The sequence below is a fragment of the Rhizobium sp. 22-785-1 genome (genome assembly GCF_053521965.1).
Genome location: NZ_JBNWDI010000001.1, coordinates 692,368 through 711,411 on the forward strand (window position 1 = coordinate 692,368; position 19,044 = coordinate 711,411).

23 protein-coding genes are annotated in these 19,044 nt (G+C 57.1%); 13 read left to right on the forward strand and 10 right to left on the reverse strand.

Annotated features, from left to right (window positions below):
• The first annotated feature begins 158 nt into the window (after positions 1-158).
• Together ACQZ5M_RS03245 and ACQZ5M_RS03250 are read left to right on the forward strand one after the other, a co-directional pair.
• Positions 159-449 carry an ArsR/SmtB family transcription factor gene (locus tag ACQZ5M_RS03245; RefSeq protein WP_296014659.1) on the forward strand — a complete coding sequence of 97 codons (291 nt, stop codon included), beginning with the start codon at positions 159-161 and terminating at the stop codon, positions 447-449.
• Positions 450-498: 49 nt separating this feature from the next.
• Positions 499-1,611, forward strand: a complete 1,113-nt coding sequence (locus ACQZ5M_RS03250) for an alkene reductase (protein WP_296078636.1) — start codon at positions 499-501, stop codon at positions 1,609-1,611.
• A 23-nt stretch (positions 1,612-1,634) separates the two neighbouring features.
• On the opposite strand, the gene ACQZ5M_RS03255 is transcribed toward ACQZ5M_RS03250, so the two are convergent.
• Positions 1,635-2,660, reverse strand: a complete 1,026-nt coding sequence (locus ACQZ5M_RS03255) for an NAD(P)H-binding protein (protein ID WP_296078637.1) — start codon at positions 2,658-2,660, stop codon at positions 1,635-1,637.
• 104 nt (positions 2,661-2,764) lie between these two features.
• Here ACQZ5M_RS03255 and ACQZ5M_RS03260 point away from each other — a divergent pair, with 104 nt between their 5' ends.
• Positions 2,765-3,709 carry a LysR family transcriptional regulator gene (locus ACQZ5M_RS03260; protein ID WP_296078638.1) on the forward strand — a complete coding sequence of 315 codons (945 nt, stop codon included), beginning with the start codon at positions 2,765-2,767 and terminating at the stop codon, positions 3,707-3,709.
• Between the two features lie 15 nt (positions 3,710-3,724).
• On the opposite strand, the gene ACQZ5M_RS03265 is transcribed toward ACQZ5M_RS03260, so the two are convergent.
• Complete coding sequence (locus tag ACQZ5M_RS03265) at positions 3,725-3,997, reverse strand: DUF2188 domain-containing protein (protein ID WP_296014643.1); 273 nt, start codon at positions 3,995-3,997, stop codon at positions 3,725-3,727.
• A 190-nt stretch (positions 3,998-4,187) separates the two neighbouring features.
• Here ACQZ5M_RS03265 and ACQZ5M_RS03270 point away from each other — a divergent pair, with 190 nt between their 5' ends.
• Positions 4,188-5,300, forward strand: a complete 1,113-nt coding sequence (locus ACQZ5M_RS03270) for a calcium:cation antiporter (RefSeq protein WP_296097423.1) — start codon at positions 4,188-4,190, stop codon at positions 5,298-5,300.
• A 9-nt stretch (positions 5,301-5,309) separates the two neighbouring features.
• Positions 5,310-5,834 carry a GNAT family N-acetyltransferase gene (locus ACQZ5M_RS03275; protein WP_365999740.1) on the forward strand — a complete coding sequence of 175 codons (525 nt, stop codon included), beginning with the start codon at positions 5,310-5,312 and terminating at the stop codon, positions 5,832-5,834.
• A gap of 80 nt (positions 5,835-5,914) precedes the next feature.
• Here ACQZ5M_RS03275 and ACQZ5M_RS03280 read toward each other — a convergent pair whose 3' ends face one another.
• The 3 genes from ACQZ5M_RS03280 to ACQZ5M_RS03290 form a co-directional block, all read right to left on the reverse strand.
• On the reverse strand, positions 5,915-6,496 hold the full coding sequence (locus tag ACQZ5M_RS03280; RefSeq protein WP_296078641.1) for a TetR/AcrR family transcriptional regulator: 582 nt from the start codon (positions 6,494-6,496) through the stop codon (positions 5,915-5,917).
• Between the two features lie 2 nt (positions 6,497-6,498).
• The gene (locus ACQZ5M_RS03285) at positions 6,499-6,963 is read right to left on the reverse strand and encodes a nuclear transport factor 2 family protein (RefSeq protein WP_296078642.1); all 465 of its coding nucleotides are present in this window, start codon (positions 6,961-6,963) and stop codon (positions 6,499-6,501) included.
• Positions 6,964-7,291: 328 nt separating this feature from the next.
• Positions 7,292-8,494, reverse strand: a complete 1,203-nt coding sequence (locus ACQZ5M_RS03290) for a pyridoxal phosphate-dependent aminotransferase (RefSeq protein WP_296014626.1) — start codon at positions 8,492-8,494, stop codon at positions 7,292-7,294.
• A gap of 446 nt (positions 8,495-8,940) precedes the next feature.
• Here ACQZ5M_RS03290 and ACQZ5M_RS03295 point away from each other — a divergent pair, with 446 nt between their 5' ends.
• The 3 genes from ACQZ5M_RS03295 to ACQZ5M_RS03305 all read left to right on the forward strand — a co-directional run bounded on the left by ACQZ5M_RS03295 (position 8,941) and on the right by ACQZ5M_RS03305 (position 10,984).
• A complete protein-coding gene (locus ACQZ5M_RS03295) occupies positions 8,941-9,204 on the forward strand; it encodes a hypothetical protein (protein ID WP_449079061.1) in 264 nt (87 codons plus the stop codon).
• A gap of 242 nt (positions 9,205-9,446) precedes the next feature.
• Complete coding sequence (locus ACQZ5M_RS03300) at positions 9,447-10,349, forward strand: DMT family transporter (protein WP_296014618.1); 903 nt, start codon at positions 9,447-9,449, stop codon at positions 10,347-10,349.
• 419 nt (positions 10,350-10,768) lie between these two features.
• The gene (locus ACQZ5M_RS03305; RefSeq protein ID WP_003494703.1) at positions 10,769-10,984 is read left to right on the forward strand and encodes a cold-shock protein; all 216 of its coding nucleotides are present in this window, start codon (positions 10,769-10,771) and stop codon (positions 10,982-10,984) included.
• Positions 10,985-11,089: 105 nt separating this feature from the next.
• On the opposite strand, the gene ACQZ5M_RS03310 is transcribed toward ACQZ5M_RS03305, so the two are convergent.
• Positions 11,090-11,788, reverse strand: a complete 699-nt coding sequence (locus ACQZ5M_RS03310) for an MBL fold metallo-hydrolase (protein WP_449079062.1) — start codon at positions 11,786-11,788, stop codon at positions 11,090-11,092.
• Positions 11,789-12,022: 234 nt separating this feature from the next.
• On the opposite strand from ACQZ5M_RS03310, the gene ACQZ5M_RS03315 reads away from it, so the two are divergent.
• The 4 genes from ACQZ5M_RS03315 (at position 12,023) to ACQZ5M_RS03330 (ending at position 15,484) form a co-directional block, all read left to right on the forward strand.
• Positions 12,023-12,625 (forward strand): DUF1236 domain-containing protein, encoded by a 603-nt coding sequence (locus ACQZ5M_RS03315; protein ID WP_296014610.1) that lies wholly within the window; start codon positions 12,023-12,025, stop codon positions 12,623-12,625.
• A 218-nt stretch (positions 12,626-12,843) separates the two neighbouring features.
• Positions 12,844-13,341 (forward strand): MarR family winged helix-turn-helix transcriptional regulator, encoded by a 498-nt coding sequence (locus tag ACQZ5M_RS03320; protein ID WP_296078644.1) that lies wholly within the window; start codon positions 12,844-12,846, stop codon positions 13,339-13,341.
• A gap of 2 nt (positions 13,342-13,343) precedes the next feature.
• Positions 13,344-14,054 carry a response regulator gene (locus ACQZ5M_RS03325; RefSeq protein WP_296014745.1) on the forward strand — a complete coding sequence of 237 codons (711 nt, stop codon included), beginning with the start codon at positions 13,344-13,346 and terminating at the stop codon, positions 14,052-14,054.
• Positions 14,055-14,104: 50 nt separating this feature from the next.
• Complete coding sequence (locus ACQZ5M_RS03330; RefSeq protein WP_296078645.1) at positions 14,105-15,484, forward strand: ATP-binding protein; 1,380 nt, start codon at positions 14,105-14,107, stop codon at positions 15,482-15,484.
• Positions 15,485-15,516: 32 nt separating this feature from the next.
• On the opposite strand, the gene ACQZ5M_RS03335 is transcribed toward ACQZ5M_RS03330, so the two are convergent.
• The 4 genes from ACQZ5M_RS03335 to ACQZ5M_RS03350 form a co-directional block, all read right to left on the reverse strand.
• Positions 15,517-15,858, reverse strand: a complete 342-nt coding sequence (locus ACQZ5M_RS03335) for a tRNA-binding protein (protein WP_296014606.1) — start codon at positions 15,856-15,858, stop codon at positions 15,517-15,519.
• 12 nt (positions 15,859-15,870) lie between these two features.
• On the reverse strand, positions 15,871-16,689 hold the full coding sequence (gene proC, locus ACQZ5M_RS03340) for a pyrroline-5-carboxylate reductase (RefSeq protein ID WP_296078646.1): 819 nt from the start codon (positions 16,687-16,689) through the stop codon (positions 15,871-15,873).
• Between the two features lie 5 nt (positions 16,690-16,694).
• The gene (locus tag ACQZ5M_RS03345; protein ID WP_296078647.1) at positions 16,695-17,195 is read right to left on the reverse strand and encodes a type III secretion system chaperone family protein; all 501 of its coding nucleotides are present in this window, start codon (positions 17,193-17,195) and stop codon (positions 16,695-16,697) included.
• A gap of 462 nt (positions 17,196-17,657) precedes the next feature.
• Positions 17,658-17,921 (reverse strand): accessory factor UbiK family protein, encoded by a 264-nt coding sequence (locus ACQZ5M_RS03350; RefSeq protein WP_062426406.1) that lies wholly within the window; start codon positions 17,919-17,921, stop codon positions 17,658-17,660.
• 301 nt (positions 17,922-18,222) lie between these two features.
• Between ACQZ5M_RS03350 and lgt the strand changes: the two genes are divergently transcribed.
• Positions 18,223-19,044, forward strand: a complete 822-nt coding sequence (gene lgt / locus ACQZ5M_RS03355; RefSeq protein WP_296040703.1) for a prolipoprotein diacylglyceryl transferase — start codon at positions 18,223-18,225, stop codon at positions 19,042-19,044.

Sequence of the window (19,044 nt, forward strand, 5' to 3'; positions counted from 1 at the left end):
GGTTGTCCGTTGCAGTTCCCCTCTGGAGGTTTTGACCTTCAAAACTGTCAGGCCGCGGAGAAATCCGGCGGCCTTTTTTTTGAGAAAATTTCCCTCACATCCTTGATATCGAGAAAGACCGATTTAAATATCGTCTTAGACAGATATGCAGGAATGAGATGATCCCCGAAGACGCGCTCAAAGCGATAGCTCACCCGGTGAGGCTGAAGTTTCTTAAATGGTTGCAAGAGCCTGAGAAACATTTCAGCCAGGCACATCCGTTCAGCATGGGCGTATGCGCTCATCAGTTTGAAATCAGCGGTCTGTCGCAGTCTACGGTCTCATCACATCTTTCCGCCTTGCAAGCCGCTGGCCTCATCCGCTCGCGCAAAGTCGGTCAGTGGAATTTTTATGAACGCGACGAGGAAAACATCGCGAAGTTCCTGCGTTATCTGAACGAAAATCTTTAAACCAAGGCGCAGACGCTGCGCGTCTAACAACAGGAAGAGAAAGCACACCATGACCAAACTGTTCGAACCCGCCCAGGCAGGTGACATCGCATTGGCAAACCGCGTCGTGATGGCACCGCTCACACGCAATCGTTCGCCTGGCGCTATTCCGAACAATCTCAACGCCACTTATTACGAGCAGCGGGCGACCGCAGGCCTGATCGTTACGGAAGGCACGCCGGTCTCGCAGCAAGGTCAGGGCTACGCGGATGTCCCCGGTCTCTATAAGCAGGAGGCCATTGAAGGCTGGCAGAAGGTAACGGACGGCGTTCACAAGGCAGGCGGTAAGATCGTCGCACAGATTTGGCATGTCGGCCGCGTGTCGCACACATCGCTTCAGCCGCATGGTGGTCAACCTGTCGCCCCCTCCGCCATCCGCGCAAAATCCAAGACCTACATCATCAATGATGACGGTACAGGCGGCTTTGCCGAAACATCCGAACCGAGAGAGCTGGGAACGGCTGAAATTCCGGTCATTCTCGAGGATTTCCGCAAAGGTGCGCGTGCTGCGATCGAGGCAGGTTTTGACGGCGTCGAAATTCATGCGGCCAATGGCTATCTGATCGATCAGTTCCTGAAGTCTGGCAGCAACCACCGCACCGATAATTACGGTGGATCGGTCGAGAACCGCGCACGCTTCCTCCTTGAAGTAGTTGATGTTGTCGCAAAGGAAATCGGCGCAGGCCGTACTGGCATTCGCCTATCGCCGGTCACGCCCGCAAACGATATTTCCGAGGCAGATCCGCAGCCCCTCTTCAACTACGTGGCAAAAGAACTCGGCAGCCGCGGCCTCGCCTTCATTCACGTCATCGAGGGTGCAACCGGTGGCCCGCGTGATTTCAAGCAGGGCGACAAGCCTTTCGATTACGCTGCGCTCAAGGCTTCCTATACCGAAGCCGGCGGCAAGGGTCTCTGGATCGCCAATAACGGTTACGATCGTGCGTCTGCCATTGAAGCAGTCGAGAGCGGCAAGGCAGACGCTATTGCATTCGGCAAAGCCTTTATCGCCAATCCGGATCTGGTTCAGCGCTTGAAGGACGATGCGCCTCTGAACGAACCGAACCAGCAGACCTTCTATGGCGGCGGCGCTGAAGGTTACACCGACTATCCGGCCCTGGCCTGATCAAGAATTGGACGCCGCGCATCTTAGACGGCTGCGCGGCGTTCGTCGACCGAGACGATCTCCCCATGCGGGTTGTGTGGCAAGCCAAGGCAGCCCAGGTCCATAAGCGTGGCAAAGACCGCTTCGTCGAGTGGCGTGCGAGGCTCCTGTCCTAGAAAATCCACCAGCGTCTCGTTGCCCATTCTGACCTCCCGTTGCCAGAGATAACGCATCTCCAAGAGTTCTTTAAACAGCGGGACGAATGGTGAGCATAGCCGGAACAGCCACCATGGAACGCGCTTCGTTTTAACGTCGCGTCCAACCACCCGTTCGATTGCCGCGGGCAAGTGGCGCCCATCCGGATCCCAGAAGCCCTCCATGTGAAAGACGGCAAAGGTCGGCAAAGCATTGGTACGCTCAAGCAGGCGCATCATGGTTTCTGCCACATCCGGAAGATACGCCCATTGGTGGCCGACGCCGGGACTTCCCGGATTGGAAATGCTGCGCACAGGCTTTCCAGGCTGAACAAGCCCTTGGCCAAACCAGTTGTTGCGCGCCCGCGGCCCAAAGAAATCTCCTGCTCGGACAATTAACACCGGCACACCCCTTGTTGAAGCGGCGCGCAACCGATTTTCCATCTCCACACGGATCTTCCCCTTGCGCGTCATCGGCCGTTGAGGGCTTTTCTCCGTCAGCAAGGGGAAGACATCAGGGCCGAAATTATAAACGGTGCCGGGCAGCAATATGTGCGCACCGACACTTGCCGCTGCCTTGATGGTATTGTCGAGCATGGGCAGAACAAGCGTCTCCCAGTTTCGATAGCCGGGCGGGTTGACCGCGTGAACGATCAGCGAAACGCCTTGCGCAGCCCGCAACACATCCTGAGCCACCATCGCGTCACCGACGCTCCATTCCATCAAAGGATGCTGAGACATTGACGCCCGGTCCCTGACGAGCCCGCGCACCTTCCCCCCTCGCCCGAGCAACGCCTGAGTGACATGCCCGCCTATGCCGCCACGGGCACCCAGAACCAATGCTGTTTGCTGCTCGGTTTCTTTGACATCGATCATAATGAACTCCAGTTCGCTTCAAGCAATCGTGCTTGGACTGGAGCATCGAGCAAAAACTCGCTATACAGAATTCGCCAAACACGTTTATCGGCCATACAGAAATTATGATCATCGATCGCGAAATCAGTTGGGACTACTACCGCACATTTTTAAGCGTGTTGCGAGACGGGTCTCTGTCTGCGGCGGCGAGAGAGCTCGGCATCACGCAGCCAACTGTCGGTCGCCATATCGGTGCTCTTGAAGAAGCCATCGGCTACCAGCTTTTCATTCGCTCGCCGCACGGCCTCGTTCCGACCGATGCGGCGATGGCCTTGAAGCCGTATGCGGAAAATCTGTCCGCCACTGCCGCGGCACTGGTGCGCGCCGCCTCGGGGGAAGTCGGAAAGATCGAAGGTGCCGTGCGCATCAGCGCCTCGGATGTGATCGGCGTCGAGGTGCTGCCCCCAATCATCGCCGCCCTGCAAGAGACACATCCGAAACTCGAAATCGAGCTTTCGCTATCCGACACGATCGAGGATTTGCTGCGCCGCGAGGCGGATATCGCTATCCGCATGACCGAGCCGGTGCAAGACGCCATCGTGATGCGCTATGTGGGAAATTTTCGGATCGGCTTTCACGCAACGAACGGCTACCTGCAGAAGATGGGAACGCCGACAAAGAAAGAAGATCTGGACGCGCACCGGCTGATCGGGTTTGATCGCAAGACGCCCTTCATCAGGGCGATCCTCCAAAACATGAAGAAGGAAAATCCGGCCATCCCCGATGCCGATCAAATTCCTTTCGCCATTCGCGCCGATAGCAATCTGGCGCAGCTCGCCCTGGTTCGCGCCGGCGCCGGTATCGGCATGTGCCAGATCGGATTGGCCAAACGCGATCAAACGCTCAAACACGTCCTGCCGGAACTCGAAGTCGCACTCCACGCCTGGGTCGCCATGCATGAAAATCTTCGGACCTCACCACGCTGCCGTGCGGTATTCAGCGCTCTGGTGGAGGGCCTGAAATCGCACCTGAGAACGACAGATCCCGAAGCGCCATCATCCAAGCGCTAACGCCTGCGACGAAAATCAGCTTGGATTGCGGGCCTGTCGCTCAACATAGGTGTCGACAACCTCCGCTTCCGGCCTGTCACCGCCCTGGCTGAATTCCTCGTGCCATCGACCGCGCTCATCCTGGTAGCTGATTTCCTCATCTTCGCCGCCGACCTGCTGTTCGGCGGCAGCGATCTTGGCGGCTTGCACCGCATCTGAATGGGTGGGGAAGGCTTCGGAATAGGCACCATTCATTCGATACGCCCAACCGCCATCATGCTCCACGATTTCATAACACACCTTGGTCACGCTGATATCCTCCTGTTATTCTTTGGAGAAGATTGACAACCAACACCGCAAGTGGGCATTTCTGGGCCGAGATCGCGGTTTCGGTACCTATGTCCTCGCGATCCACTATCCTACCAAACGGCCAAGAGTGCAAATCGCGTTTCTTGACCTTTCAAATGCATATCGCTCGGTCCAGGATCTGGAGGGGAACATGTCCATCGCCACCGCTGTCAAGCAGGAGCGCATGCTGCTTCTTGCAGTTCCCGTTGCCATTATCGCCTATCTCGCAGAGCACAGCGTGCTTGAGGGAGGCAAGGTGATGTCCTTCGTCGTGGCCGCAGCGCTGATTGCCGTCATCGTCGGGGTTTCCATGCGCGTTGCCCACCACGCCGAAATCCTTGCTGCCAAGGTCGGGGACCCTTACGGAACGATGATCCTGACCCTGTCTGCGGTCGCGGTCGAGGTGCTGATCCTCGCCATCATCATGAGTGAGTCAAGTTCCCCTACCCTGGTGCGCGACACGATCTATTCCGCCGTGATGATCGATATCAACGGCATCCTCGGGCTTGCTGCATTGCTGGGTGGTCTGCGCCATGGAGAGCAGCCCTATAACGACGATTCCGGGCGCACCTACGGGGTGATGATCCTGACGGCGATGGGCATCTCGATGATCGTCCCGGAATTCGTACCGGAAGCGAAGTGGCACCTCTACTCCGCCTTCACCATCTGCGCGATGATTGCGCTCTACGGTCTGTTCCTGAAAATGCAGGTTGGCCCGCACAGCTACTTCTTCAGCTACAGCTATCCGCGCGCGGACCGCAAGAAGGCGGCCCCGGAAGGCGAAGCGCACGGGCATGAGGAAGAGGACGGCTCGGCAGGCTATTCGATCGGTGCCATTCTCGTCGGCGTCGTGCTGATCGGCCTATTGGCGGAATTCATGGCCGCATTCCTCACGCACGGGCTGGAAGGAAGCGGCGCTCCAGAAGGCCTGATGGCGGTCGTCGTCGCCACCATCTCAGCCGCACCGGAAATCCTCACCGCCATGCGCGCTGCCTTGCGCAACCGCATGCAACCCGTCGTCAACATCGCCATGGGCGCGTCACTCTCGACGGTCATTCTGACCGTTCCGGTCATGGAGGCAATTGCGCTCTACTCAGGCCAACCCTTCATCATGGCGATGACGCCGGTGCAGACGGTGATGGTCTTCATCACACTCATCGTTGCCGCCATCAATCTCAACGATGGGGAGACCAATGCCATCGAAGGTATGACGCACCTCATCCTCTTCGCCACCTTCATCATGTTGCTGTTTCTCGGTTTGTGAGGGCATGGGTTGCTTCAGATAAGGACTGCGCAATCAAGTGACGTAGCGCAAATCGCCCGCGTTCATACCCACGTATGGAGAGAAACCATGCGGGCGCTTGCCCCTCCTTCAGCGTTTGAGGCTCTCGATGCGAACCACCGGCTGCGTTACTGGACGGCTAAACTCGCCGATGATGATCCGCACCAGCATGTAGCGATCGCTGAGACCGGCAGCCAAGTCGTTGGCATCGGCGCGGTAGGCCGACCGTCCGATCCAATCTTCGGATCACGGGCGGAGATCAAGAACCTCTACGTCATGCCGGACGACCAGGGGCAAGGTATTGGCACGCGCATTCTGAAAGACCTGGCCGCACATGCGGAAGCGTCCGGATATCGTTCGGTCGCACTCAGCGTCGTCAAAGGCAATGAGCGGGCGGCGGGCTTCTATCAGGCGCTCCGCGCCAAAAAGATTGGAGAGTTCCGCGATCCCGGACCGATATGGCGCTCTGACAATGTCGTTTATGGTTGGGACGAGATCGACCAGTTGCTGTCCTGAAGTCCCGAGTAGCGTTGTATGTCAGCGCCACTGAAGACTACCGCATTGCCGTATTGGTCGAAATCCTTTCGGCCCAACCTTCATTCTGGGGCAGAGGCAGAGCTGTCCATCGCCAGCCGGTCGTGAAGTTGGTCGATCGCCCGTTGGAAAACAGCCGGATCGTCCAGCGCACGAGAAAGAACGATCGCGCCTTGAATGGCAAGGACGGTCTCCTCCGCGAGCATGCGCGACTGATCGCGGTCACGGCCCTGCCGGATAAGCGCCGACTGCAACGCGTCCACCCAGGCCGTAAAGTAACCTCGGATGGCTTGTGCAAAACGGTCTCTCGTATTGCCCACCGCCAAGGCACCGACGAGGCAAACGCGCCTGCCGGTCCTGAAATATTGGTCCGTCGAGGCAAGCATGGCACGGATGGCGCCATTGGCGTCGGGTTCGTTACGTAGTGGCGCATAAATGGCATTCTCGAACCATTGGCTGATGTCGTCGAGCACAGCCCCCACCATCTCCTCCTTCCCGTTTGGAAAGAAGTGGTAAAGGCTGCCCTTGCCGAGACCGGTCGCCTTGACTATGAGGGCAAGGCTTGCGCCTTCATAACCATACTCGCGAAACACCTCGGCCAAGGGACCTATGGCATCGGCTCTTTCGCTGACCATACGCGCCATGATCAGAGGCCCAGATCGCTAAGGCTGGCATGATCATCCGGCCGACGGCCAAGCGGCCAATGGAACAGGCGATCGCTTTCAGCAATCGGCATCTCATTGATGCTCGCGTGTCTGTGCGCCATCAGGCCGTCCTCTGCGAATTCCCAGTTCTCGTTGCCATAGGCGCGGTACCAGTGACCAGCATCGTCGCGGTATTCATACGCATACCGTACCGCGATGCGGTTTTCGGTGAAAGCCCATAGCTCCTTTATGAGGCGGTACTCGTGCTCCTTGTTCCACTTGCGCGTCAGAAATGCCTGAGCTTCATCGCGATTGCGTGCAAATTCGACGCGGTTGCGCCAGCGGGTGTCGAGCGTATAGGCAAGAGCGACTTTCGCCGCATCTCTGGTGTTCCAGCCGTCTTCGGCCAGGCGAACTTTTTCAATAGCGGTCTCGCGGGTGAATGGGGGAAGTGGAGGACGTGACATGGTGATCTCCTCGATCAACTGGGTCTATTGTACCGATTAGTAATTACTTTACCGATCGGTACAATCATTGAAGATCGTGGCGTTGTCAAGCGGCTTATGTGCTTCAATGCTGAGATCGATACCGGCGAGCGTCGCGGGATTGACTAGGAGAACCACGGTTTACCATCGCTGGTAACTGTCGTCGCTGAGACAGCGCAGATGATCCCGCCGTATGTTTCAAACAGGCATCAGAACTCCTCCTGATAAGGGGCATAGCTCTGCTGGAACAACAGGCATAAAAAAAACCCGGCATCGCTGCCGGGTCCATTTCATTCGATTGTATCAAGCATTAGCGGCAATTGGCGCAGAAACGCTGGATGCGGTTGCAGGCCTCTTCCAGTAGCTTTTCCGAGGTGGCGTAGGAAATGCGGAAGTTCGGGCCGAGGCCGAAGGCGGAGCCGTGAACGACGGCCACACCTTCTGTTTCCAGAAGCTCGGTGACGAAATCCTCATCCGTTTCGATGACCTTGCCCGAAGGCGCCGTCTTGCCGATCAGACCGGCGCAGGAAGGATAGACGTAGAACGCGCCTTCCGGAACCGGGCAATTGATGCCCTTGGCCTGGTTCAGCATGGAGACAACGAGGTCACGGCGGCCTTCGAAGATCTTCTTGTTTGCCGGAATGAAGTCCTGGCTACCGTTCAGCGCCTCGACAGCCGCCCATTGCGCAATCGAGGTCGCCCCAGACGTCTGCTGACCCTGGATCATGTCCATCGCCTTGATCAGTTGCAGCGGACCTGCCGCATAACCGATACGCCAGCCGGTCATCGCATAGGCCTTGGACACGCCGTTCATGGTCAGCGTGCGGTCGTAGAGCGAGGGCTCAACTTCCACAGGCGTCACGAACTTGAAGTCGCCATAGGTCAGGTGCTCATACATGTCGTCGGTCAAAACCCAGACATGCGGGTGCTTGACCAGCACATCAGTCAGCGCCTTCAGCTCGTCGTGGCTGTAAGCGGCGCCCGATGGGTTGGACGGCGAATTGAAGATGAACCACTTGGTCTTCGGCGTGATCGCCTTTTCAAGTGCTTCCGGCTTGAGCTTGAAGTTGTCTTCCAGCGTGGTGTTGACGAAAACAGGCGTACCGCCGCAGATCGCCACCATCTCCGGATAGCTTACCCAGTAAGGTGCCGGAATAACGACTTCGTCGCCAGGGTTAAGGGTTGCCATGAAGGCGTTGAAAAGAATCTGCTTTCCACCCGTGCCGACGATTGTCTGCTCGGGCTTGTAGTCCAAACCGTTTTCGCGCTTGAACTTCTCGGCAATCGCCTTGCGCAGTTCAGGAATGCCTGAAACGGGCGTGTATTTCGTCTTGCCTGCTTTAATAGCGGCAATGGCTGCTTCCTTGATATTGTCGGGCGTATCGAAATCCGGCTCGCCGGCGCCAAGGCCAATCACATCGCGACCCTGTGCCTGCAATTCGCGAGCTTTCTGCGAAACGGCGATGGTGGCGGATGGCTTTACGCGGGAGAGAATGTCGGCAAGGAAGGCCATTTTTATCGGTCCTATTGAAGTTGACATCGACAGAAGTTGCGGCGGAATGTCGCTCTCTGCGGCAAGTGGTATGTCGAAAGACACACAGTCTTTCAAGGTCAAAACCCATCAAAAGATGCGATGGATCGCATTTACTTTATTGCAGAATGACCGATTGTCCCGATTGAGATGAAGCCGCCTTCGTCCTCGAACGGCCTCTCTCGGCAAAGCGTCCATCATCTATCTCAAAACGAGGCAATCGCCGAAAAAATCGGCAATTATAGCGGCCTTAACTTCTCGTTAATTCGCGCCTTTTTATCGCCACAATAAATACGCCGGACTGACGAAATTCTGTCTCCAAGCAGTCCACTTCCAAGCCTCTTTTCGGCATGCGGGCAAACGAGACAAGGACGACGATGATGCTTATGAATGACCGGAATTCGGCAGATCGGCTGAAGGTGCAGAGGATGCTTTTCTCTCTGTGGATGGCGCTTGCCGCCATCATGGTCATCCTCACCATGGCAGCCGGCCTTGCAACGTCCTCCCACGCTTCGCAAGCGGTCGACCCCATGACGACATCTGCCATCGCCAGCGCACCGATTTCCAAAGCATCGGATCGCATCTTCGTTACCGGCCTTGTGATGCTCGGCTTCGGCACAATGGCGGTTGGCGGTGTGCTCTTGACGCTCAGCAGTATTCGCGAAGGCCGCCTGCGCCGAAACCGTGACTGACTTCCCCTGACCGTCCCTTGCCGAACCATGCCCTTGCTGATAGAGCACCGATGAAATGGCGGTCCGAGGCACCTGTTGCGACACACAGGGATGTCTTCGCCATCTTCAGGGTCAAGATCTGCTGCTTCATGCAACACCGCCGGACGTTCCGATAGCCTCTGGCAGTCGATCACCAAGCGGGCCGGATCGCCTTTCGAAAAGACGATGAAGCAGCCGCTGCGCTGCTTCCTTGATGGTGAAGAATGACGCGCATTCAGGCAAACCTTGTATTGCTTCTCGCTGCCGCAATCTGGGGCGGTGGTTTTGTTGCGCAGTCCACGGCCATGGCATCCATCGGCCCTTTCTGGTTCGTGGGCTTGCGCTTTGCCATTGCAGCGCTTGCGGTCCTGCCCTTCGCACTCATGGAAACGCGCCGCATGGGAGCAAGGCCTAGCAAGGCGGAATACCGCGCCTTCGGCCTTGTCGGGCTCGCCCTCTTCATGGGTGCCACAACCCAGCAGGTGGGACTGCTTACCACCTCCGTCACCAATTCCAGCTTTCTGACAGCCCTCTATGTCATCTTCGTCCCGGCCATCGCCGTTCTGATCTATCGGCGTTATCCGCACTGGGTGGTCTGGCCGGGTGCCACGATGATGCTGGTCGGCATCTTTCTGCTCTCCGGCGGCGCCTTCAGCAGCCTGACGACAGGCGATTTTCTCAGCATTACCTGCGCCTTCTTCTGGGCTGTGCAGATCACGCTTGCGGGCCGTGCCGTCATGGCCAGCAACCGGCCGCTTGCCCTTTCCTGCGTGCAGTTTTCCGTCTGCGCCATTCTGAGCATGGTGATCGGCGCCGCCTACGAGCCGATTAACACTGAGGCAATTGCTGCGTCGCTCCGTGAGATCCTTTATGTTGGCCTTGTCTCGTCGGGCCTTGCATTCGTTCTCCAGGTCATCGGCCAGCGTTACACGACAGCACCGCAGGCGGCGATCTTTCTCTCCTCCGAAGCCCTGTTCGGCGCCCTCTTCGCGTCGCTCTTTCTTGGAGAGATCATACCGGCTGCCGGTTATATCGGCTGCGCCATCATTTTTGCCGCGATTTTGCTGGTAGAGTTGGTGCCGGAGCTTACGAAAAGACGCCACCAAAAACTTGGTAAAGCAGGCTAAAGGCCGCTTTCCACTCATGCCCTATGCGCGAAAATTGCCGAAAATTCCCATCGCTAACGATGGTTTTGTTTTCCCAACAGCGCCCCTGCGAGAAAAATTTCCGCGACACGCGTAATACGCGTCAAACGCCCATGATTAATCATGGTTGCCGCTTAAAAACTTTTGCTTGCCAATTTTAAATAAACACATCACTCTATCGCGGTTCAGGCAATTTGCGAGCATGGGACGACCTATAAACAGATGCATCGGAGACAATACTTCGAGCGGTGGGAACAACAAAACGTTGATCAGAACGTCAAGACTTCCACAGCGAAGGTCCAATCTCTCAATCATCAAGAGCTGCCTGCCGTACGCCCTGACGGGCAAAACTGTAATGCTGCCTGGAGCTGAACACGGGCAGAGCGAAAAGGACCTGATGCATGGCCGAGACTGGCACCGTTAAATTCTTCAATACCGACAAAGGCTTCGGCTTCATCAAGCCAGACAATGGTGGCGCTGATATCTTTGTTCATATCTCCGCTGTACAGGCTTCCGGCCTGTCCGGTCTTTCAGAAAATCAGAAAGTGAGCTTCGACACGGAACCGGATCGTCGCGGCAAGGGGCCAAAGGCAGTCAATCTTCAGATTGCTGGTTGAGCCATACGACTTTCTCTTCTAGTTGAAGCCCGGCAGGAATGCCGGGTTTTTTCATGGCTGCTCTTAAGAGGGCTGTCTATGAACGGGACGCCCTCGCCCACTTTCTCAATCTGTTTTCTGATCAATCCCAACTGGAGCTTGAGGCGCAGCACCAATGGGTCCGAGGCCCTGGAGATACGGGTTCGTGCGACGCTCCTCGCCAAATCGTCCACCGGGGCCATGGCCGCAAATGAACCCCACCTCGTCGCCGAGCGGAAGCACCTTGTCACGAATAGATGCCAGTAACTGCTCGTGATTGCCTCCGGGAAGATCCGTTCTTCCGACGGAGCCATTGAAGAGCACGTCGCCCACATGGGCAAAGCCTTGGGCACGATTGTAATAGATGACGTGGCCGGGGGCATGGCCCGGGCAATGATAGACTTCGAAGCGGTGATCGCCAAAGGAAACGACATCACCATCCTTCAGCCACCGGTCCGGAAGCACGTTCTGTAATCCCGAAATACCGTATTTCTGCGCTTGGGTCTCGATCCGCTCCAGAAGCGGAAGGTCGTCTTCATGCGGGCCGATGATGGAGAGCGAAAGGCGCTCCTTCAATTCCTTGGCACCACCGGCATGATCAAGATGACCGTGGGTCAGCCATATCTCCTTTAACGTGATGCCGTTTTCGACAACAGTCTGAACGATGACGTCGACATCCCCGCCTGGATCGACGACAACACCTTCCCTTGTGTCCTCATCGAAGAGAATGGTGCAGTTCTGCTGAAACGCCGTCACCGGAATGACCCCTGCCTGCAACTTACCCATGATGACCTTCCTTCACTTCAAAAGACTGGCCCACCTATAAAGAGCCCGACGCGACTACACAATCGATCGTCAGGAAACATCATCTGCGAAGAATTGTCGGCAATGTGTTAAATTATTTAATTTCAATAACTTATCTAGTACGCAGTAGTGTTTCCTCAAACAAACTGTTCACAAATTCGGGAACGGAAAACAAAAAGCTGCGTTCTTGCCCCAGTCTTCAAAGGAGAGAGACAGATGGACAAGAAGCTGAAACTGATGATTGCTGGCGGCGCTTTCGCTTTGATCGCCGGTTATGCCAATGCGGCCATGGTTGCGACCACGGCATCTGATATTTCGGTGCGATCCGGCCCTGGTGAAGATTACCCGGAAGTCGGACTTGCCACACGCGGCAGCAATGCGGTTCTTGACGGATGCATGGAAGGCAGCGCCTGGTGCCGTATCGAAGTAAACGGCGTGCGCGGTTGGGCAAATGCCGATTACCTGAACGTCATGTACGAAGGTGCCCCCGTGATCCTGCGGGAACGCCGCGCCGATATCGAAGTGCCGGTGGTTACCTATGAAAAGACAGCAAGCGTTCAGCAGGAAGAGCCGAATCCTGGCGACCCCAACCTCGGACGCGTCGGTGAAGTCAATCCGCCGGAGCAGGTGATCACTTATATCGATCAGCACCCGGCACAGGTCGTTCGCATCGATGGCGACGTCGCGATTGGCGCCACCATTCCAGCCAGCGCTGAATTGGTGTCGATCCCGGACTATGAATACAGCTACGTGCGTGTGAACGACCGCCGCGTTCTGGTGGAGCCGAGCACGCGCCGCGTTGTGTATGTGTACGAGTAAGTTTGCGTAGAGTATCTGCGTAACCGAGTACCTGAGAGCGCGGCTTAGTCCGCGCTCTTTTGCTTCGTTGAGGACCGGCGCAGATATTGGCGTTGATGTTCAACCTGCGGCATATTATCGAACGCAACAGAAAATGATCGGGAGATTGCCCGGCGGCACACTATTGGGGCAGATCTCGTGCTAATGGTGGCCAAGCGCGATACTATGAAGGAAGACCAGTGCCTGCCCAATCGCTGAAAAAGGCTGCCGCCAAACCGAGCCCGGCCCTGCCCCATGTCGATGACGCCAAGATCGACTTTGACACGATTGAGGCCTTCTTTTTCGCCTATCGAGACTTCGTTTCAGACCCTGACGCAATTCTGGAAAAGCTGGGTTATGGTCGAGCTCACCATCGCGTCGTCTATTTTGTTTGCCGAAATCCCGGCATGACAGTCGCCGATCTTCTCGATACGTTGCAGATCACCAAGCAGAGCCTGGCACGAGTGCTCAAGCAGCTGATCGATGATGGCTACATCCGCCAGATGGCGGGACCTGAAGACCGGCGTCAGCGCAGACTTTATCCAACGCTCACCGGTCGTGAACTGGCGCTCGCCTTGAGCGATCCTCAATCGCGCCGTATCGCTCGCGCCCTCGAAGGCATGTCCTCCGAAGCCAGGGCATGCGTTCTGCAGTTTCTCGCCAGAATGCGCGACGTCGAAACAATGGGAGCTGAATGAAAATGGCCACAGCCGCCACCAGAACGCCAGCGGATGACGACGCTTCTCATATCCTCATCGTGGATGACGACGCGCGTATCCGCGATCTTCTCCAGCGCTTCCTCAGTGACAAGGGTTACCGTATCACCGCCGCTGCAGACGCGGCGGAAGCGCGGCGCAAGATGCAGGGCATCCAGTTCGATCTCCTGATCCTCGACGTGATGATGCCCGGAGAAAACGGCTTGTCGCTCACAAAGTCTCTCAATGAAAACAAGACCGTGCCGGTCATTCTTCTCACGGCACGCTCCGAGGCGGATTCGAGAATCGCTGGCCTCGAAGCCGGTGCTGACGACTACCTTGCCAAACCCTTCGATCCACGCGAACTTGTGCTGCGCATCAACAATATCCTGCGCCGCAATACCTCGCCGGATACGCCAAAAATCGACCAGATCATTTTCGGGCCCTTCAATTTCTCGCTCCACAAGAAGGAACTTCGGCGCGGCGCAGAGATCATCCGCCTGACGGATCGCGAAATGGATATCATGATGCTGTTTGCGCTGCGCGCCGGTGACACCATCCCACGGCACGAACTCGTGGATGCCGATGCCGATGTCGGCGAGCGCACCATCGACGTTCAGATCAACCGCCTGCGGCGCAAGATCGAAGACGACCCCGCCAATCCCGTCTATTTGCAGACGGTACGCGGCATCGGCTACCGTCTGAGCGTGGATTGAAGCACGCTTTTCTGGCGTGTCCGGATCAGAGCCGGATGGACAGGTAATCTATGGCAAGCCTCGATTTTATGAGTTTGGCCCGCAACAGCGCCCCTGCCCGAGGGTGGCGCTTCTTCGTGCGATGGCTGCGGCACTGGCTTCCCACCGGGCTTTATACGCGCTCGCTGCTGATCATCATTTTGCCGATGGTTCTATTGCAGGCCGTGGTTGCAGCCGTCTTCATGGAGCGACACTGGCAGTTGGTGACAGAGCGCCTGTCCGCCGCCGTCACGCGCGATATCGCCGCAATCATCGAACTGATCGAGACAGATCCTGAGCAGGACGATTATCAGCGCGTCATCAACATCGCACGCGAGAAGCTCGATCTCAGCGTCTATATCGAACAGAAAACCGAACTGCCGCCCGCGCGCCCGCAACCCTTCTTCTCTATTCTCGATTCCATTCTGGCAGACCAGATCACCGCACAGATCGGCAGGCCCTTCTGGATCGACACTTACGGCAACGGATCGCTGGTCGAAATCCGCATTCAATTGAACGACAAGACGCTGCGCATCTTCACACGGCGAAATCAGACCTACGCGTCCAATACCCATATCTTCCTCGTCTGGATGGTCGGCGCGTCTCTCGTTCTGCTCGGCATCTCGATCCTTTTTCTGCGCGGCCAGATCAGGCCGATCCTGGCGCTTGCCAAAGCCGCCGAAAGTTTCGGCCGCGGACAGAAGATCACGGCATATTCGCCCAAAGGCGCCGATGAAGTCAGACGCGCCGGTCTTGCCTTCATCCTCATGCGCGAGCGGATCGAACGACAAATGGAACAACGTACGGCCATGCTGAATGGCGTGAGCCACGACCTGCGCACTATCCTTACCCGCTTCAAGCTTCAACTGGCGCTCGCTGGAGACAATCCCGATCTTGAAGGGCTGGATAAGGACGTCGACGACATGCAGTCGATGCTGGAAGCCTATCTCGCCTTTGCTCGTGACGACGCGGAGGAAGACGTTGGAGCGCTGGAACTCGAACCGCTTCTGAGAAAACTGCAAAGCGATTTCGAGATGGTCGGCAAGACGATGCGGTTTGAGCTCAATGGGGTTTCGCAGATTACCGTCCGCCCTACGGCCTTCTCCCGCGTGGTCGGCAATCTTGCTGCCAATGCGCAACGCTATGCCTCGACACTCTCCATCGAGCTGCGACGCGCACCGCGCTCCATCAGCCTCGTCTTTGATGACGACGGACCGGGCGTTCCGCTGGAATCACGCGAGGATGTCTTCAAGCCCTTCTTCCGCCTGGACGAGGCGCGTAACCTGAACTCCTCCGGGACCGGTCTCGGCCTATCGATTGTCCGAGACATTGTCAGAAGCCATGGTGGCGATGTGATGCTGGACGACAGCCCCCTCGGGGGCTTGCGGGTGATTGTGAAAATCCCGGCCTGAGTTGTAAATGCTGTACTAAAGGCTGAAATCGGTCAGCACATCTTCTCGCCGTTGGGGACGCCCTGCTCCACAGCCGCCAGAACGATATCGCCATTGCCATCGGCAAAACCGAGCGTCAGGACTTCGGAGCGGAAAGGCCCGATCTGGCGCGGCGGAAAGTTGACGACGGCAAGCACCTGTCTGCCGATCAGGCTCTCCAGCGTATAATGGACGGTGATCTGCGCCGATGATTTCTTGATGCCGATTTCCGGACCAAAATCGATCTTCAGTTTAAAAGCAGGCTTGCGCGCTTCGGGAAAGGCTTCCGTCTCGATGATGGTACCGACGCGAATGTCGACCTTTTCAAAATCCGCATAGCTGATTTCAGCGCTCATTCTCGTGCGTCCTCAGTTTGCCAGTTCCTGCGCGCGCGTCTTCGCCGCCGCGATCGCCTTGTCGAACAAGGGCTGCATACCATCCTGCGCCATCAATACGGAGAGTGCAGCCGCCGTCGTACCACCCGGAGACGTCACATTCTGGCGCAGTTTGGACGCATCGTCGGGGGACTGGTAGAGAAGTTCACCAGCCCCCGCGACGGTTTCTCGCGCGAGACGCATGGCGAGGTCCGCCTGCAGACCGGCTTTGCGACCTGCCTCCGCCATGCATTCCACGAGATAGAAAACATAAGCGGGTCCGCTACCGGATACGGCAGTGACGGCATCGATATCGCCCTCGGTCGGAACCCATTCCACCGGACCGCTGACCTTGAGAAGCTCTTCCACGGCCTGACGCTGGTCGGCGGAAACGCGTTCATTGGCGTAGGCGCCCGTAACCCCACGTCCCACCATGGCGGGTGTGTTGGGCATGGCGCGAACGCAAGCAGCCTGACCCAGATGGCTTTGGATATAGGATAACGTCTTGCCGGCAGCGACGGAAACGACAATCGTCTCTTGGCCGACAAGCGGTTTCAACGAAGGCAGCACCGTATCCATCAACTGCGGTTTGACCGCCAGAAACAGGATGCCGGCAGTCACGCCTTCGGGAGCGCTTTCGCAATGGCGCGCGCCAGCCTCCGCGAGCTTTGAGGACATGGCATCCGAAGGGCGCGGATCGACGACGAGGATCGATGAACCGGATACACCTTTCTTCAACCAGCCGGAAAGCATGGCGCCGCCCATATTGCCGGCGCCAACGAGAACGAGCGGACCAGAACCGAATGACAGCATGTGTATCAGGCCTCGCCTACCGTCTCGAAGAGGGCCGCATCCATGGCGGCCTTGGCTTCCATGCCGGACCAGACGACGAATTGGAACGCCTGATAATACTGTTCGCAGGCTTCGAGAGCGCTCGACAGCAGAACTTCGACCTGCTGATTGGTTGGCTCGGCGCCGCCCGCCAGAAGCAGCGACTGGCGGAAGATGATCACGTCTTCCTGACGCCATAGATCGAAATGGCCCATCAGCGTCTGACCGTTGACATGCGACAGCAGCCGGATCACTTCGTTGACGCGATGATCGGGGACCCTGATGTCGAAAGCGCAGGCCAGATGCAGCGCCTCGAACTGCTCCATCCAGGAAAACGAAACGTGATAGTCGGCCCAACGGCTTTCCACCGTCATCGCAATTTCGTCCTCGCCCGAGCGCTCAAAAGACCAATCGTTGGCGGCCGCCACAAACTCGATCATATCGACCGGATTGGAGAAACGTTCAACTTCGAATTCTATTAGGCTCATACGGCACCTTTTCAGCCGGAAATGAATGTTTTGTTTCGCACGCGAAAGCACAAAAACGCACATACAAATGCCGGTACATCAGTTTAGGACGATTGCCCGACGCCGCCAGATTAACGCAGTGAACCTGTCTGGAGCTTACCGAGTTCGTTTCGAATCATCATTTAAAATCAGTCTATAACGAGCGAGTCCCGTCGCCACCCCCCGCCAGTCCATTTTCCGGGGACAACCGTGGATATCTCTTGTGGCGGAATGTCAGGCGGGAGTCATAACCGACTCTGCCAATTGCGTTTTTTGCAAGTGTCCACAGAGGGCAAAAAAATGCTGATGAAAATGCTTGCTCTTTGGGTACGAATCCGCACTCGCGAGGGTGCCTGCTTCGAAGCGGACAAAATGAAAGGCCGCGCTCCTTTTGAGAGCGCGGCCTTGAACAAAATCGACCAATTTAAAACGGCTGCATCACTATCAGGAGGCATTACCCGAGAGCTTGGCTTCCAGAGCCTCTATCCTGGCGCGCAGCGCGTCGTTCTCATCACGCGCCTTGATCGCCATCTCGCGAACGGCATCGAACTCTTCGCGCTTGACGACATCGAGGCTGTTCAGCCAGCGATCCGCCTGCGCGTGGAAGGCCTGCTCCACTTCCTTGCGGACGCCCTGAGCCGCACCTGCGGCATCGGTCATCAGCTTCGCGAATTCATCGAAAATGCGGTTGGTTCCGGTTGTGCTCATGGCGCGGTGTCCTCGTCTTCATCCGGAGAGACTTGATGCTCGATCCGGTTCTGACATTTCAGGTAGGCACTCACTCGGTCCGTTGCAAGCAAAAACGGGATCGTCAGGCGCGGTAACCTTACTTTTGACAGTCATAAAAGCGTCAAAGAATCGCCTTGACCGCTTCTCTTTCAATCGCCATTTTCGCCCGGCGGGAAAGCTGACGATCATGCAGCCTGCCTTCTGAAAACGCTGGCGTTTTCGATGACAACCAGAGAACGGAATACGCAATTTGTTTTCACCACTGGCGCCGCTGTCGATCATGCCGTTTCCCAACATCGATCCGATCGCCTTCTCCATAGGCCCGATATCGATTCACTGGTATGGCATAGCCTATGTCATGGGCATTCTGCTCGGCTGGTCATACGCCCGAAAGCTGAGCATGACGGATCGCCTGTGGCCGGGCGACAAGTCTCCAGTGACACCGGTTCACCTGGATGACTTCATCATCTGGGCCGCAGCCGGCATCGTGCTGGGCGGACGTATCGGCTATGTGCTCTTTTACGACCTCCCAGCCGTCATGGCGAACCCGGTGCGCGCCTTAGAGATCTGGAATGGCGGCATGTCCTTCCATGGTGGCCTCCTGGGCACGACGATCGCAATGATCCTCTTTGCCCGTAAAAACGGCATTCCGGTCTGGAGCATGTTCGACATCATCGCGGCCGTGGCACCCGTCGGCCTGTTCTTCGGGCGCATCGCAAATTTTATCAACGGCGAATTATGGGGCCGCCTGACGGATGTTCCGTGGGCCGTCGTGTTCCCGACAGGTGGGCCCTTTGCCCGTCATCCAAGCCAGCTTTACGAAGCGGGACTGGAAGGCATCGTGCTTCTGCTTGTACTCTCGGTCATGATCTGGGCGTTCAGAGCGCTGAAGGCGCCCGGCACCGTGACCGGCACCTTCGTTGCGGGCTACGCCCTGTCACGAATCTTCGTGGAGTTTTTCCGAGAACCCGACGCGCAAATCGGGTATCTCGCGGGGAACTGGTTGACCATGGGAATGGTTCTCTCCGCGCCCATGTTCGCGCTTGGCGTCTGGGCCATCCTTCGTGCGCGTTACGCTGCCAGCGCCCGGCAGAACGGATAA

What these genes read in the sequence shown, in the direction of transcription:
- ACQZ5M_RS03305 (WP_003494703.1), top strand. Translation starts at nt 10,769, where the DNA reads ATGGCCGAGACTGGCACCGTTAAATTCTTCAATACCGACAAAGGCTTC.
- ACQZ5M_RS03300 (WP_296014618.1), top strand. Translation starts at nt 9,447, where the DNA reads ATGACGCGCATTCAGGCAAACCTTGTATTGCTTCTCGCTGCCGCAATC.
- ACQZ5M_RS03330 (WP_296078645.1), top strand. Translation starts at nt 14,105, where the DNA reads ATGGCAAGCCTCGATTTTATGAGTTTGGCCCGCAACAGCGCCCCTGCC.
- ACQZ5M_RS03345 (WP_296078647.1), bottom strand. Translation starts at nt 17,195, where the DNA reads ATGAGCCTAATAGAATTCGAAGTTGAACGTTTCTCCAATCCGGTCGAT.
- lgt (WP_296040703.1), top strand. Translation starts at nt 18,223, where the DNA reads ATGCCGTTTCCCAACATCGATCCGATCGCCTTCTCCATAGGCCCGATA.
- ACQZ5M_RS03325 (WP_296014745.1), top strand. Translation starts at nt 13,344, where the DNA reads ATGGCCACAGCCGCCACCAGAACGCCAGCGGATGACGACGCTTCTCAT.
- ACQZ5M_RS03245 (WP_296014659.1), top strand. Translation starts at nt 159, where the DNA reads ATGATCCCCGAAGACGCGCTCAAAGCGATAGCTCACCCGGTGAGGCTG.
- ACQZ5M_RS03350 (WP_062426406.1), bottom strand. Translation starts at nt 17,921, where the DNA reads ATGAGCACAACCGGAACCAACCGCATTTTCGATGAATTCGCGAAGCTG.
- ACQZ5M_RS03260 (WP_296078638.1), top strand. Translation starts at nt 2,765, where the DNA reads ATGATCATCGATCGCGAAATCAGTTGGGACTACTACCGCACATTTTTA.
- ACQZ5M_RS03250 (WP_296078636.1), top strand. Translation starts at nt 499, where the DNA reads ATGACCAAACTGTTCGAACCCGCCCAGGCAGGTGACATCGCATTGGCA.
- ACQZ5M_RS03295 (WP_449079061.1), top strand. Translation starts at nt 8,941, where the DNA reads ATGCTTTTCTCTCTGTGGATGGCGCTTGCCGCCATCATGGTCATCCTC.
- ACQZ5M_RS03255 (WP_296078637.1), bottom strand. Translation starts at nt 2,660, where the DNA reads ATGATCGATGTCAAAGAAACCGAGCAGCAAACAGCATTGGTTCTGGGT.
- ACQZ5M_RS03315 (WP_296014610.1), top strand. Translation starts at nt 12,023, where the DNA reads ATGGACAAGAAGCTGAAACTGATGATTGCTGGCGGCGCTTTCGCTTTG.
- ACQZ5M_RS03335 (WP_296014606.1), bottom strand. Translation starts at nt 15,858, where the DNA reads ATGAGCGCTGAAATCAGCTATGCGGATTTTGAAAAGGTCGACATTCGC.
- proC (WP_296078646.1), bottom strand. Translation starts at nt 16,689, where the DNA reads ATGCTGTCATTCGGTTCTGGTCCGCTCGTTCTCGTTGGCGCCGGCAAT.
- ACQZ5M_RS03290 (WP_296014626.1), bottom strand. Translation starts at nt 8,494, where the DNA reads ATGGCCTTCCTTGCCGACATTCTCTCCCGCGTAAAGCCATCCGCCACC.
- ACQZ5M_RS03280 (WP_296078641.1), bottom strand. Translation starts at nt 6,496, where the DNA reads ATGGCGCGTATGGTCAGCGAAAGAGCCGATGCCATAGGTCCCTTGGCC.
- ACQZ5M_RS03270 (WP_296097423.1), top strand. Translation starts at nt 4,188, where the DNA reads ATGTCCATCGCCACCGCTGTCAAGCAGGAGCGCATGCTGCTTCTTGCA.
- ACQZ5M_RS03310 (WP_449079062.1), bottom strand. Translation starts at nt 11,788, where the DNA reads ATGGGTAAGTTGCAGGCAGGGGTCATTCCGGTGACGGCGTTTCAGCAG.
- ACQZ5M_RS03285 (WP_296078642.1), bottom strand. Translation starts at nt 6,963, where the DNA reads ATGTCACGTCCTCCACTTCCCCCATTCACCCGCGAGACCGCTATTGAA.